Below are 14558 nucleotides of genomic sequence, written 5' to 3'. Positions count from 1 at the left end.
TTGATAAAAAATACAGTAATAAACAAATAAAATATGCATTCAATATAAAAAATCACTTCATTATTATTACAAACAATGATACAACTTATGAAATAAAGCAAGGGTGGCCAAATATCTAATATGAAGCCACTGCACGATAGCTAGGATGGCCCATTAACCACAAGCTCAGTTTTCACAATCAATGACCTACGGCATGCTTTAGACAGTATTATTCAAACCGAAGTTTGTATAACAACCTATCTAACAATCGGTACATAACTGTCAAGATATAAAGTCTACGATATTATTTGATCAGCTGTGTTACTTGTATTACCAAGTGGTGAAACGTTTGATAAAAGGACAAATTGTAGCGTTTGTAGCATTAATAACGTCTTGTCTTTTGATACGTCGTTTTATTGAATTAATTTGAAAAAGTAGGATACCCATATGAGCACCCTGACCACGAATCCGAGTGAAGTTAAATTTACTCCTTATGTGCCGGCCAAAGACGAAGAGTATATGTCTGATGCGCAGTTGGAGCACTTTAAGGCTATTTTATTGGATTGGAAAAACCAACTGATTGGCGAAGCGGATCGTACCAAAAACTACATCCAAGATGAGTCAAGCGCCATGCCAGACATCAATGACCGTGCCACTCAAGAAGAAGAGTTTGCACTGGCATTACGTACTCGCGACCGTGAGCGCAAACTTATCCGCAAAATCGACAAATCTATGTTAGAAATCGAAAATGATGACTATGGATTTTGTGAGACTTGTGGTGTAGAGATTGGATTACGTCGCCTTGAGGCACGTCCAACCGCTACCCAATGTATCGACTGCAAAACCTTATCTGAAATCAAAGAACGTCAAAACCAAGGCGCTTAGATCAGATATTACAGATATGAATGTAAGCAGAAGCGACCTTATAATAGGTCGCTTTTTGTATTTTAGACTGTCACTACTTTGCTGCGTTACTGACTTTGCTCTAAAAAACACAATCGCTTGAATAATGACATGACTAACAAAACAATCTCATTTAATGAATATCTTTTGATACTCATATTTATTATTCTATCTTTATTACCTCTTATAGACAGCCATTTATTTTGAAAATAATACCTACCACCATGCCAACTCAAACGCCACCATCACAGCCCATTGGCCGCTTTGCGCCTTCACCAACGGGTGAGTTACATCTTGGCTCTCTAACCACCGCGCTTGCCAGCTTTTGCCATATCAAATCAATCGGTGGTAAATGGCTTTTGCGTATGGAAGATACCGATACTGAACGCTGTGACAGGCAGTTCACTGAGCAAATTTTGATGGATCTTGAGGCACTTGGATTGCATTGGGATGGTGATGTTATTTATCAGTCTGAGCGCATTGATATCTATAACGATTATCTATCATCATATCTGCGGCCGTTGACCTATGGCTGCCAATGCTCTCGTAAAGACTTAGAACAGTACTGGGCGCAAGAAGAGATAAGTAGAAACCATAGTCGTGCCAGTTTAACCACGACGACCGACCAATCATTAAACGAACAGATTTCATCAATTGACCAAGTACAGCCAAATAGACAGCGGTATCCGCGTCGCTGTGTGGCAGCTGACCTTGATAGACAGCAGCATAAGCTACGTATTCAACTACCAGACTATCGGATTGGCTTCAATGATGGTATTCAGGGATTACAGTGGGATAATCCGCAGCAGACGTTAGGCGATATGGTGGCTCGCCGCCAAGATGGTATGATTAATTACATACTGGCAGCCAGTCTCGATGATGGTCTACAGCAGGTTACTCATATCATGCGTGGTCTTGATATTCTACCTATGACGACCGCGCAAATCGGCATTATGCAAGCCGCGCGCCTACCTACTATTGACCAATGGTCTCATCTGCCATTGATTAATAATGCTGACGGCCAAAAGCTCTCTAAGCAAAACCTTGCTCAACCAATCGATACATCAGATCCGAGCCAACTTATTGCTGAAGCCTTATCGCTATTACAGCAAGCAAAGGTCGATATCGATACCCCAGAAAACATGCTTAAACAAGCCATTGCTCAATGGGACAATACCCCACTACAAGGCAAGCAACAGTTAAACATTACCTATTAATAAGAGTTCAAAAGCTATAAATAGACAATAAAAAGCGCCACCATTTGTGACGCTTTGATGCCAATCGTACTGGGCATGATTTACCGAAATCTTAAAGGTACATGACACCCAGCCAATTATAGGCAGAGCCTATTAGTAATAACGGCATTGGCTTTTTTCTATTTCAGGGCTTTCTTTATATATTTTTAATAATAGCGCGACCATAACCAAACTAATTAACATAGACGAACCACCATAACTAAAGAACGGCATAGTCAAACCTTTGGTTGGGATAGCACCCATATTCATCGCAGCGTTAATAATCGTCTGGGCAATAAACACCACACCGATACCGAAAGCAGTATAGCTCATACGCATTTGACGACGTTTCAGCGCGTTGTAACTGATGCGCATCGCACTACCGATAATTAACGCTTCAAGTATCAGTACCATGCTGACACCGACGAACCCTAACTCTTCACCCGTAATGGCTAATAAGAAATCCGTATGTGCCTCAGGCAAATGCGACAGTTTCTGTACGCTTTCGCCATAGCCAACACCCGTGAACTGCCCACGACCAAAGGCGATCAAACTACGTGCCAGCTGATAATCAGTATCTTGTACATCGTCAAATGGATCCATAAACGACATCACACGCACCAGTCGGTACTCTGCCGTAGTCACCATTAACACCGCACCACCAACAGCAGCAGCACCCAAGGCTAAGAAGTGCTTATAAGGTGCTCCAGCAATATAAAAAATCGCGAACAGCGTACCAATAATGACGACAAAAGAACCAAAATCTGGCTGCGACAATAGCAGTATCGTTATCAGCGCTACTACCAACATAATTCGCAAAAAACCGTCTAGGCCATTACGAACTTCAAAAGATCGACGCACTACAAAGTCAGATACAAACACAATCATGACCAGTTTGGCTAACTCAGCTACCTGAAAATTAAAGCCGCCTACTGTAAGCCAACGTTTAGAGCCATTAATTGGTGTGCTAAACAATGTGGCAACAAGCAATAACCCTGTGATGCCTAACAAAGCAAACTGGGTCTCGGTCTTATATAGGGTGCGTAAAGACACGCCATAATAAGGAATAACCGCAACGATTAAACCAATCGTCATATACAACAGCTGGTTTTTGAAAAAATACAGCTCAGTCATACCGCGGCTAAGCGCAAAAGGAATAGAAGCAGAAGCTACCATCAGCAGACTAAGCACCATCATACAGCCGACGCTTGATAACAAAATTGCGCGCGCTGATGGCATAGATAGGACACCATCTGAGCCAGAGGTTTGCTTGGTTTGGGGCGAGGAACGAAAAAAAGAAGAGAGCGCCATAATTTTATATACACTAACAAACGAAAAAACACGGCGTCTATGAAACGCCACCGTTTAAAAAAACATAAAGTAAATCGTACTAGATAGATGGTGATAGAAAGCCTTTAACCCTCGAAAAACGCCTTAGCTAGCACCTATTTCAGCAATCAGGATTATATGCTTGACAGTAGCAGCAATCTATAAGCAAAACAATCATTTATCCAAAAAATACTGGCTGTTACTAGAGACGCGATATGCGCTATGCCAATCTATATAGCTGATTGACATGTTCGACTACCTATCAAGCTTCTGATTGTGCGGTGTCTAATTGATTGACCAATTGGCTAAAGTGGTCACCGCGCGCCGCATAACCGCTATATTGGTCAAAGCTGGCGCAGGCAGGTGACAGCAATACAGCCTGTACTTGCGATAAGCTACTGGTAGTGACTTGTTGAATAGTCGCAAAGGCATTCTCTAATGTCTGACACTGATGTAGCGCAACATCATCACTCAATTTCGCCGCTCTTAGATGTTGTTCAATCTGCTGACCATCCTCACCAATAAACAAGACTTGGCTCACATATTGATTGATAAAAGGCGTTAATTCACCAAACTGTTGCCCTTTGCCTTGCCCGCCTAAGATCAATAGTAGCTTACCGTCTTTTGGCGCATAGACTGCGCCCAAGCCTTCGATAGCGGCCATGGTCGAACCAATATTGGTACCTTTAGAATCATTGAAATAATCAATGCCAGCAGCGTGAGCCACATATTGACAGCGGTGTTCGAGACCTGTGAACTGCTGCAAAGTGGTCAGCATACTCTCTAGCGGTAATCCTGCAAGCTCACCAAGTGCCAGAGCCGCTTGCGCATTCAGTAGATTATGACGACCTTTAATCAACAGTTTGTCTGCCGACAGTAATCGTTCTGTACCACGAGCAAGATAAGTTTGGCCTTCTGTATCAGTAATCAGACCATACTGACCTTTATCAGGGGCATGAATACCTGTACTAATTCTCGGTAGGTTATCTGCGACCAATGGACGAGTAAGTGCATCTTCGCGGTTAATCATCACTGACTTGGCACCTTGGAATATACGGTGTTTGGCTTGATGGTAGCCAAGCATGTCTCCATGACGATCTAAATGATCAGGCGACATATTGAGCACAGTCGCTACCTTTGCGCCCAAGTTGGTAACGGTTTCTAATTGGAAGCTGGACAACTCAAGTACCGCAAGTTCCATATCAGAATTATCTAGCAATGTTAAAGCTGGCACACCGATATTGCCACCGACGCCCACGTTAACGCCAGCATCCACTGCCATTTGACCAACTAGCGTAGTGACCGTACTTTTGGCGTTAGAACCTGTAATCGCTACGATGGGTACGGTACACGCTTCACAGAACAGTTGAATATCACTAACTACAGGAATATTGGCTTGACGAGCAGCAGCCACAGCGGCAGTCTCAAGAGAAATACCTGGGCTAATAATAATACGTGCCGCTTGCTGCAATAAATCGGCATCTATCGCACCAAACTGACGAATCTCTATCTCGGCTGGCAACTGATCGGCCAACTTAGGGGCAGCTTGAGCATCAGTGACTGCGACTTGATAGCCTTGCTTGGCCAGATAATGCGCGACGGACAATCCAGACTGCCCCAAACCGACTACGACTTGTAGACCACTACCCTTATGAAGTAAGACTTCTGTTGCTGTATTAGTGGTCATATCTATTCCTTCTATATAAACGAGAAAAGTTGTATCAAATAAATTTGTTGTATAGCGACTCTAATCGGCGCTGCTAAGATGTGCAGCATCTTAACGCCATCGTTCAGATTTCGGTACTGATTTTTTATGACTTTATGCTATTATTCGCCTGTTTTTATATTAAGTGGCTAATGCTATAATAGTCAGCTTGATTAATATTTATCAGTATTTTGCTGAGCACATTGCTCAAGCATTTTAGTTTAGCATGTTGTCACATTTATCGCGCGATTGTCACGCCTCTTCATCAACGATTCTCGTTGTGATAAGGATGTATCAGACAATCTTGATAATTTGACGAGTGATATATCACCTTCTACTACAGCAAGTGATTGCTGACTCTATATATTATTGTAGGTACATCAATCTAGTTGCCTATCTTAAGCAATCTTTTAAAAAATATTTTTAGGTAATTTACTGCCCTTATCATCGTATTGATTATTGATGAGCGTATTTTTGATACCAAAAAAATCAGTAGATACTTCGGTTATTAGTTAGATACCTCAGTTATTAGTTAGATATCTTGGTTATTAGTTTCTCACAATCCAACACAGCAACATGACCTAGTACATGTTGAAGTAAAAGAAAAATGAATAGCTATTATTAGCGACGCGATCATTTTATAAATGAGTAATGATTACTTTTTTTGCCTCTAACCCTATGTAGTTTACTTATGACATCTTTTATTGATAACTTGCGTGACGAGTGGTTTTCCAATGTTCGCGGTGACGTTTTATCGGGTTTGGTTGTAGCCCTAGCCCTTATTCCAGAAGCCATTGCCTTTTCTATTATCGCTGGTGTTGATCCAAAGGTTGGCTTATATGCCTCATTTTGTATCGCGGTAGTGATCAGTTTTGTCGGTGGTCGTCCAGGTATGATTTCGGCAGCGACTGGCGCTATGGCACTGGTCATGGTCGACTTGGTTGCTGACCATGGTCTGCAATATTTGCTTGCCGCAACTTTGCTTTGCGGTGCCATTCAGGTCGTGATGGGCATTCTAAAGCTTGGTAATCTAATGCGCTTTGTCTCTCGCTCAGTGGTTATCGGTTTCGTCAACGCTCTAGCAATATTAATTTTTGCCGCGCAATTACCAGAACTGAACCCAATGACTGAGCGTGTCGGCATGACTGTTTACATCATGACGGCAGCTGGTTTGGCGATTATTTATCTGTTTCCACTTATCCCTAAAATCGGTCGCATCGTTCCTTCACCGCTTATTTGTATTGTAGGTTTGACCGCTGTTGCAATGTATATGAATCTCGACATTCGCAACGTTGGCAGCATGGGTGATTTGCCAGATTCATTGCCAGTATTTTTGTTGCCTGACATTCCATTAAACCTAAATACCTTGCTGATTATTGCGCCCTATTCTATCGCGCTTGCCATCGTCGGTCTTTTAGAGTCTATGATGACAGCGACGATCGTCGATGAATTGACCGATACACCAAGTGATAAAAACAAAGAGTGTCGTGGTCAAGGTATGGCCAACGTTGTGTCAGGTTTCTTTGGTGGTATGGCAGGCTGTGCGATGATTGGCCAATCAATGATCAACGTCAAATCGGGTGGTCGTACACGTCTATCTACTTTGATGGCTGGTGTTGTTCTTCTGATCATGGTCGTGTTCTTAAGTGAATGGGTCAGTCAAATTCCAATGGCAGCCTTGGTTGCAGTGATGATTATGGTATCGATTGGCACGTTTAACTGGCAGTCTATTCGCGAGTTTAAGACGCATCCAATGTCGTTCAATATCGTTATGCTAGCGACTGTATTGACTACCGTCTTTACTCACAACTTGGCTTACGGTGTCGGCGTAGGTGTCTTGCTATCTGCTTTAGCATTTGCTAATAAAATTGGTCAGTTCTTAACTATCTTTAGTGAATATGATGACAGCAGCAACACCCGTTATTATTATGTTCAAGGGCAGGTATTCTTTGCCTCGACCACTCAGTTCTTGCATAGTTTCGATACCAAAGAGGCTGTAGATAGTATTCAGATTGATGTAAGCCAAGCACATTTTTGGGATGTCAGCGCTGTTGATACCTTAGACAAGCTAGTGATGCGCTTGCAACGTGAAGGTATTGATGTCAAAGTGGTAGGACTCAACAATGCGAGTCGAACACTGATTGATCGCTTCTCTGTTCATGACCGCCGAGATATTGGCTTGTTAGACTAAGCGAAACTGCTAAGCTAATCTACGCGGTTGCCATGTGGCTATTTTATTAGTCTATGGCTAATGTATCGGATATTAATAGATAGTTATATTGGTAAAAGGGTTGGATTTATTTTTTATACGCCAACCCTAAACTGAGATAGCAGATTTTTATTACTAAAATGATGTGGTCGTTTTATGAGTAATTTAAAACCAGATAGTGTGATTGCTTGCTTGGACTGTCCTGATCATGTTCAAGCGGTACTAGAGGCCAGTATGTGGGCTTCTATTCGCCTGCGCGCGCCTGTTGGCTTATTGCACTCGATGCCAAGTTTACAGCAAAAAGCCGCTATTAATTATTCTGGTTGCCTCAATATTGATGACGAAAACGCTTTGCTCGAACAGTTCACATCCAAAGAGCATCTGAGCAACTGTGAACTAAAGGCACAGGGCCGATTGCTATTATCTCAAGCGACCTCGTATTGTGAGCAGCAACGTCATAAGCTAAAGACATATACACTACATCGTCATGAGAACCTCAATCAGAGCATTGATTACGTCGATGACCAAGCACAATTGATCGTTATAGGTCATCATGTCACCTGCAAATCAACACTGAGCCAACTCATTCGAGTCAGTCACTGCCCCATTTTGGTGACACATGCACCATTTTTGCCCCCTACTACCGCTTTATTTGCGTTTGATAACAGTCCAACGTGCCATAAACTACTAAATTGGCTGTGTAAAACGCCACTGGTGCGTGCACTAACGGTTCATATTGTGATGGTTGGCAAGGAAACTTCTGATAACTGTGATGCGTTGCGTGAAGCCTACGCCAAGCTCAAACAGGCTGGCATCAAATCCAAAAAGACATTGCTGGACTGCCGTGATGTAGCTGCAGCTTTGAACTACTATCAAAATCAGCATGATATCGGTTTGCTTATGACAGGGGCTTTTGGCCAATCTCGTCTACGCGAATTACTACAAGGTAGCGACACAAAAAAGCTATTAGTCAGTACAAAAACCCCTTATCTACTCTTTCCTAAAGCATAACGACGTATATATAAACACGCCCAACCCCTTTATCTACCTAAGCGCAGGGGTCTGACTACTATGTTAGGCTCTGCCGCTTACCTCTACTTTCTCTCTACCTTCTCGCCATTCATCTTTGATACACTTGCATAAAAAGGCCAAGCTAACGACCAAACTCAAGTTAGCAAATCGTCACATGAAATAAAGGGATAGCCTCCCCAAGCACTCAAAAAGTTGGTTATAATAAAGTTTTCGTTAACCAAACGCTAAAGATTGATTCACCTTTATTATGCTTGTAGCGATGGCTCTAATCGTTGCATCGTAGCCCATACTCTATGTTACTACTGTCATTACTTTTTAATGAACACGCCAGTTCTACCTCCCCCCTTGAGTAGGTTGGCACAGTTCTTGAATAACTTACAGTAAGCAAGGCAGAGATATGATGATGCACCATAGTACTTCTATCAATCTGCGGCATCACACAAATAAGGAATTTTTTATGAAGCTAATCACTGCGATCTTAAAACCGTTTAAGCTCGACGACGTGCGTGAAGCGCTTTCCGACATCGGTGTTAAAGGTGTCACTGTCACTGAAGTCAAAGGTTTCGGTCGTCAAAAAGGTCATACAGAGCTCTATCGCGGCGCAGAATACGTGGTGGACTTTTTACCTAAAGTAAAAGTCGAAGTCGCTGTGATCGACGAGATGGTTGAGCCTGCTATCGAGGCAATCACTCGTATCGCTAGCACTGGTAAGATTGGTGATGGCAAGATTTTCGTCACTGCACTTGAGCAAGTTATCCGCATCCGTACGGGTGAAACGGGACCTGACGCTATCTAAATTTGAAGACCTACCTACGGGCATAAACTTATAGGTACAGACTCTTACAGCATTTTATCTATCGGTAATGCCGATATCTATATTATAAATTCAAGGGGGAATTTAAATGGAAAGTCAAATCTTTGAGCTCCAATATGCGCTTGATACGTTTTACTTTTTGATATGTGGTGCGTTGGTCATGTGGATGGCAGCAGGCTTCACTATGTTAGAGGCCGGACTGGTCCGATCAAAAAACACAGTCGAAATCTTAACCAAAAACATTGCCCTATTTGCAACGGCTAGTATCATGTATATGGTATGTGGCTATGCGATTATGTATGGTGGCGATCTATTCTTAAGCGGAATTGCAGGCGGTGATACGTTAGTAGAAGACGCCCTAGCAGCCTCTGCTGAAAATGGCTTCGGTGGCGACTCTGTCTACTCTGCCGCATCAGACTTTTTCTTCCAAGTAGTCTTTGTAGCGACCTGTATGTCAATCGTATCAGGTGCGGTTGCTGAGCGCATGAAACTGTGGTCATTCTTATTATTCGCTGTGGTCATGACTGGTGTTATCTACCCACTAGAAGGTAGCTGGACATGGGGCGGCAACGATGTCTTTGGTCTATTCAACCTAGGCGACATGGGCTTCTCTGACTTTGCAGGCTCTGGTATTGTACATATGGCAGGTGCTGCAGCAGCTCTAGCAGGTGTATTACTCTTAGGTTCACGTAAAGGTAAATATGGCCCTAACGGCGAGATACGTGCTATCCCTGGTGCTAACCTACCATTGGCTGCACTCGGTACACTAATCTTGTGGATGGGTTGGTTCGGTTTCAACGGTGGTTCAGTGCTTAAATTAGGCGATATCGCTAGCGCTAACTCTGTTGCGATGGTGTTCCTAAATACTAATGCAGCGGCAGCTGGTGGCGCAGTGGGTGCTTTATTACTAGCACGCGTCATCTTTGGTAAAGCCGATCTAACTATGCTCCTAAACGGTGCACTAGCTGGTCTAGTAGCCATTACTGCTGAGCCTTCAACCCCTTCTGCACTACAAGCCACTATCTTTGGTCTTATCGCCGGTATCATTGTAGTGTTATCAATCTTAGCTTTAGACAAAATTAAAATTGATGATCCAGTTGGTGCAATCTCAGTTCACGGTGTGGTCGGTCTATTCGGTCTACTAATCGTACCTATCACTAACCCAGCATCTACCTTTATCGGTCAGATTGTGGGTGCTGCAACCATCTTTGCTTGGGTATTCATTGCCAGCCTAGTGGTTTGGTCTATCATCAAGCTGGTTATCGGTCTACGTATCTCTGAAGAAGACGAGTACGAAGGTGCTGATATTGCAGAATGTGGTATGGAAGCTTACCCAGAATTTATAAGATAAGCTCCTTTCAAGTAAGCTAAAGATTGATGTTAAATGCGCTGATACTACCCACTGTAGTATCGGCGTTTATAATTTTAGTGTTTAAAGTTCTCCCCTGTTGAAGCCATAAGCTTAAATCTAAAACGTAAAAAATCCCGCGAGACCTTTCGGTAACGCGGGATTTTTATGTATTACGCTAAAACTAATTTTTTAGTTTATTTCTTTTTCCACTCTTGGCTACGAGAGAATGGTCCGATATAGCCTTTTAGCTTCAATGTGTTGCCGCTTAAGCTTGCAGTCATACGATAGTCTTTGCCTTTTTCAGGGTCAGTAATCGTACCACCACTATATTTACCACCACCGTCAGCTTTTAGACCTTTAATAATGGTCGTACCAACGTGCTTTTTGCCTTTAGCTGAGTTAGTAGCAATAAGAGTACCGGTCAACACACCATTTGACTCAGTGATCTTTACCGTACCTTTTGGCTTGCCTTCATCATATGTCTGCCAAGTAGTGTTGGCTAATGGGTCAGCGGCGAATGCCATGCTAGCAATACCAATACCAGCAACTGCTAAAGTGGTCTTTGTAAATAATTTCATAGATTGACTCCCTTCATACAATGATTACTCGAAACGTTATGTTTCTGTTGTCCTATGCTTATCCTTTGCTAGAACCTTTCATTACGAGCTTTACGGTTTCGACCTTTTTAAATGATAGTTACCATTACAACTTATAAGCTTTTGGTTAAAGATTCAAGCGACACAAGCGATGTCTTAACTCATTATAAGCAATTTTTAGGTTTTGCCTAGTAATTTTTTTATAGTTTCTTATTTCTATAAAAATAAAACTATATCAAAGACTTATAGGAAAGGATTGTCGATATCTTTATCTAATTGGTCATCATTTTCCTTTGACTTAGCATCATTCTTACTATATAGATTTTTATCTGCAAATGCTTGTACGATTTTCCCCGACAGCTCATGTAGCTGTTGGGCTTGGTCGTATCCTAATTCGTCAAAAGTGAGATCAATATCACCATATATAATAATCTTGTCTTTTTGATTTTCAATGACAAGATCACCAATCTGCATGCTTTGATGGTCGTTGGCGAATGGCTCAATCATTTGATTATCCTTATTATCAGTAACATTTTATTTTTTTCGAAATGAGGCTATTTTTGGGTCTTACTTTCAGCTTAAGCTTGCAACTGTGCAATTAACCATTCTAAAATAGCCCAGACAAATAGCATCCACTCAGGCTCCTCCACAGGTGCCTCAGGGGTATCTGAGCTCTCACCTGCCTTCAATGGTAAATCAAACGCTTGAGATTTGGACTGACTATCTAGCATAGGTAATACATCGATGCCAATCTCAGTGGTCAGCTCATCGATACTGATCACATCGATGCGTTCTGACTCATCATTTGGTGCGTAATACACGCCTGCTTGATTGGTTGCTGGGATATATACCGCTTTGAAGAAGTGGCTAGGCACAAGGACACGGTTAGCGAGCTGCTTGGTTTTTTTATCAGTAAATGCCACACCCGTGATGGTATACACCTCACCGTATTGCTGCGTTAAATACCGAGTGGCAGATTCAATATTACGCCAAATATAGCGATTATTACGTGGTGACTGCGGGGCAATATTGGCTAAACTAAAGCTATCATACTGCTGGCTGCGATTGGCCATATTGGCATTGGGTGCCAAATGCCCTCGATCATAGCCAGAGCCTGAATAATCAGATAATGAGGCTCGTGCTGACTTTGGCAGTTTACTCTCTTCGTGAAAGCTATCTTCACGATCGATCTGTTTAGCTTGTTGCAGACGTGTGCGATCGAGATATTCTGCTGACCATAGCGGTGTACGCGATACCCCTGAGTACATCACCGCAAAGCCATCCATGCATAGTGCTTGTGTGTCTTTTTTTAGCTTGGTATTGGTAAATTCAGGATAAATACCCCCATAAAAAGACTGGCTACACTGGGTCAGATCATCAGCGTTCGCTTGGGTAATACCCGTCGCGATAAGCAAGACTGCCATCAGCGCACTATTCTTACATCCGTACTTAAGCCTACTAAAACTTATCATTCAACTTTCAACCATTTATACTTGCCGTGACATACTTGCTATCCTAGCAGGCGCTTGCCAATAAAGAAAGATAGCGCGCAAGTCGTGACATTCTAAATGGTATCCGCTATACTTAGGCGTTCAAAAAACGGTGAAGTGGGTGAGTGGCTGAAACCGCACGCCTGGAAAGTGTGTATACGTTCATAGCGTATCGAGGGTTCGAATCCCTCCTTCACCGCCAATCTTATTCTGCTTAAGTAAACCCTCATTTTTCTATCTTGTTCTATCCCTCTCTAAATATCTTTTGACAGTTTAACAGTAAGACTTTCAGTCTATACTCATTCTCTACTGCTGTCTGAAACACTTCTGTTTAGCCTTAATTCCGGGTGTTGTATAAATCTACTAACTATATACCTAGTCAAATAACACATTAATTGACCAAGCTAAAAATTTCGTACCATGGGCTGAGAGTGACTCATAAAATGAGTAGGTACTCTATTATGATTTGTTTTATTATCAGCTTAATTTTATTCCTAAATCCTTATACGAAAAGGCTTTGAGATTTTCTGTGGCGCTCAATCTAGCTTTATATCTATATTTACCATCATTGCTATACCGTACAAAAATGTAATCACAATAGGGTCTCTGATACTCGGCAGATGCCATTGTCCAAAAATTGGATTATAGTAGATATTGGTAGTATTTATTTAAATAAACTAAAGGATACAATAATGAAAACACTAGGAATATGTATCTCAGCAGGACTCGGATTGAGTGCTTGCGCTACTGGCATAGGCGGCACGGCAACAGGTAATACCAATCAAAATAACAGCTCTGATAAAGTCGTCACTCAATACCCAGTTGAGACTGCCCTACTCAATATCTATACCAAACAACGTAGTGAAAAATTGGTCGCTACTGTCGGCGGACAAAGCGTAGCCGCAGATATTCAAATCACCCCTAAAGGCAGCATGCGTTTTAATAATAAAATGGTACAAGGCGCAGAAGTCAGCACAATCAGCACAGTGAATCAGCAGATAACGGATCAGTCAGTCGCTATTAATTACTTTACGCTAGACCCATTGGTGTTCCATGGTTTTACGGATAGCACGGGTGAGTATTCAATCGCTAACCAAACGACTAGTATCCCTAAAATGGCTACTATAGGCGACTCAAATCAGCTCATCACTGAAAACGTATATGCTGACAGCAGTATGCGTCAGAAAACCGCCACTTATAAGCAGGACTGGTCGCTCACACAAGATACAAATAATACGGCGCGGCTCTGTATAGAAACCTCAGGCAATCTACTTTTGACTTCTGATGCTGCAGGTACGTCTTCAGAGTGCTATAAAATCAATGCCAAAGGCGATGTTTTGAGTAGTAAAGTCACACTCACTCAGCCCAGTAAAAATGGTGCAACTAAGCTAATGACATTTATCAGTCAGTAGCACTTGTTCAATGAGTAACGATCAATAGTGTTGTATAAAAACAAAAAAAATAGCGCCTAGTTAAGGCACTATTTTGAGATGCTAGGATTGTATTTTTACGAGCGACGGTCATGGTTATTTCTGTCGTGGCTGTTTTTAGTATTGCTGTTTTTAGCATGAACATTTTTGGCTATTGCTTTGTGTTTAGCAGCCACTACGTTCGCTTTGTGATGTGACTTTGCTGCCTTAGCTTTGGCATGCTTATAGTTATTACTCGCTTTATTGCTGCTGTGTTTTTGTTGCTGTACTTGAGCTGAATTATGCTTATCAAAACTAGGTGCAGCATTGGCTTGACCCACCATCGACAAACAAGCAGTAGCGGCTAAAATCGAACTAACTAGGGCGTGTCTTCAATTGGATAAGCCCTAAATAATAGTTACAATACCGCATCTATTGAGTCGATGCGAGAAATACAAGTTATGGCAAGAAAAGCATTAACAGATACGCTTTGGGATCAATTGCAA

The 14558-nt window shown here is 42.1% G+C and carries 12 protein-coding genes and 1 tRNA gene; 8 read left to right on the top strand and 5 right to left on the bottom strand.

The annotated features are described in order from the left end of the window. The first annotated feature begins 426 nt into the window (after positions 1–426). Together dksA and gluQRS are read left to right on the top strand one after the other, a co-directional pair. Positions 427–864: an RNA polymerase-binding protein DksA gene (gene dksA / locus QL898_RS13150; RefSeq protein ID WP_057762021.1), complete on the top strand. Its 438-nt coding sequence runs from the start codon at positions 427–429 to the stop codon at positions 862–864. 242 nt (positions 865–1106) lie between these two features. Continuing rightward, positions 1107–2099, top strand: a complete 993-nt coding sequence (gene gluQRS / locus QL898_RS13145) for a tRNA glutamyl-Q(34) synthetase GluQRS (protein WP_290177123.1) — start codon at positions 1107–1109, stop codon at positions 2097–2099. Between the two features lie 132 nt (positions 2100–2231). Here gluQRS and QL898_RS13140 read toward each other — a convergent pair whose 3' ends face one another. Both QL898_RS13140 and murD read right to left on the bottom strand, forming a co-directional pair. Next, a complete protein-coding gene (locus QL898_RS13140) occupies positions 2232–3428 on the bottom strand; it encodes a putative peptidoglycan glycosyltransferase FtsW (protein ID WP_182176715.1) in 1197 nt (398 codons plus the stop codon). A 280-nt stretch (positions 3429–3708) separates the two neighbouring features. Then, complete coding sequence (gene murD, locus QL898_RS13135) at positions 3709–5133, bottom strand: UDP-N-acetylmuramoyl-L-alanine--D-glutamate ligase (RefSeq protein WP_290177118.1); 1425 nt, start codon at positions 5131–5133, stop codon at positions 3709–3711. Between the two features lie 709 nt (positions 5134–5842). On the opposite strand from murD, the gene QL898_RS13130 reads away from it, so the two are divergent. The 4 genes from QL898_RS13130 to QL898_RS13115 all read left to right on the top strand — a co-directional run bounded on the left by QL898_RS13130 (position 5843) and on the right by QL898_RS13115 (position 10557). Continuing rightward, positions 5843–7342 (top strand): SulP family inorganic anion transporter, encoded by a 1500-nt coding sequence (locus QL898_RS13130; protein WP_057762027.1) that lies wholly within the window; start codon positions 5843–5845, stop codon positions 7340–7342. 174 nt (positions 7343–7516) lie between these two features. After that, positions 7517–8371, top strand: coding sequence for a universal stress protein (locus QL898_RS13125; RefSeq protein WP_102092102.1), 855 nt, complete (start codon positions 7517–7519; stop codon positions 8369–8371). Positions 8372–8849: 478 nt separating this feature from the next. Further along, a complete protein-coding gene (locus QL898_RS13120; RefSeq protein WP_010197981.1) occupies positions 8850–9188 on the top strand; it encodes a P-II family nitrogen regulator in 339 nt (112 codons plus the stop codon). A 106-nt stretch (positions 9189–9294) separates the two neighbouring features. Further along, positions 9295–10557 (top strand): ammonium transporter, encoded by a 1263-nt coding sequence (locus tag QL898_RS13115; protein WP_238050566.1) that lies wholly within the window; start codon positions 9295–9297, stop codon positions 10555–10557. Positions 10558–10751: 194 nt separating this feature from the next. On the opposite strand, the gene QL898_RS13110 is transcribed toward QL898_RS13115, so the two are convergent. The 3 genes from QL898_RS13110 to QL898_RS13100 all read right to left on the bottom strand — a co-directional run bounded on the left by QL898_RS13110 (position 10752) and on the right by QL898_RS13100 (position 12577). Then, positions 10752–11135 carry a DUF2147 domain-containing protein gene (locus QL898_RS13110; protein ID WP_101205965.1) on the bottom strand — a complete coding sequence of 128 codons (384 nt, stop codon included), beginning with the start codon at positions 11133–11135 and terminating at the stop codon, positions 10752–10754. Between the two features lie 261 nt (positions 11136–11396). After that, the gene (locus QL898_RS13105) at positions 11397–11660 is read right to left on the bottom strand and encodes a hypothetical protein (protein WP_102092103.1); all 264 of its coding nucleotides are present in this window, start codon (positions 11658–11660) and stop codon (positions 11397–11399) included. Between the two features lie 71 nt (positions 11661–11731). Further along, the gene (locus tag QL898_RS13100) at positions 11732–12577 is read right to left on the bottom strand and encodes a DNA/RNA non-specific endonuclease (RefSeq protein WP_290177117.1); all 846 of its coding nucleotides are present in this window, start codon (positions 12575–12577) and stop codon (positions 11732–11734) included. Between the two features lie 177 nt (positions 12578–12754). On the opposite strand from QL898_RS13100, the gene QL898_RS13095 reads away from it, so the two are divergent. Together QL898_RS13095 and QL898_RS13090 are read left to right on the top strand one after the other, a co-directional pair. Beyond that, positions 12755–12845: transfer RNA gene (locus tag QL898_RS13095), tRNA-Ser, on the top strand. 490 nt (positions 12846–13335) lie between these two features. Continuing rightward, the gene (locus QL898_RS13090; RefSeq protein ID WP_290177116.1) at positions 13336–14055 is read left to right on the top strand and encodes a hypothetical protein; all 720 of its coding nucleotides are present in this window, start codon (positions 13336–13338) and stop codon (positions 14053–14055) included. The last annotated feature ends 503 nt before the right edge of the window (positions 14056–14558 follow it).

Origin of the sequence: Psychrobacter sp. APC 3279, assembly GCF_030407795.1 — a bacterium.
Lineage (GTDB): Bacteria > Pseudomonadota > Gammaproteobacteria > Pseudomonadales > Moraxellaceae > Psychrobacter.
The sequence above is the reverse complement of the archived record's forward strand: the minus strand, read 5'-3'. Positions and strand labels throughout refer to the sequence as shown.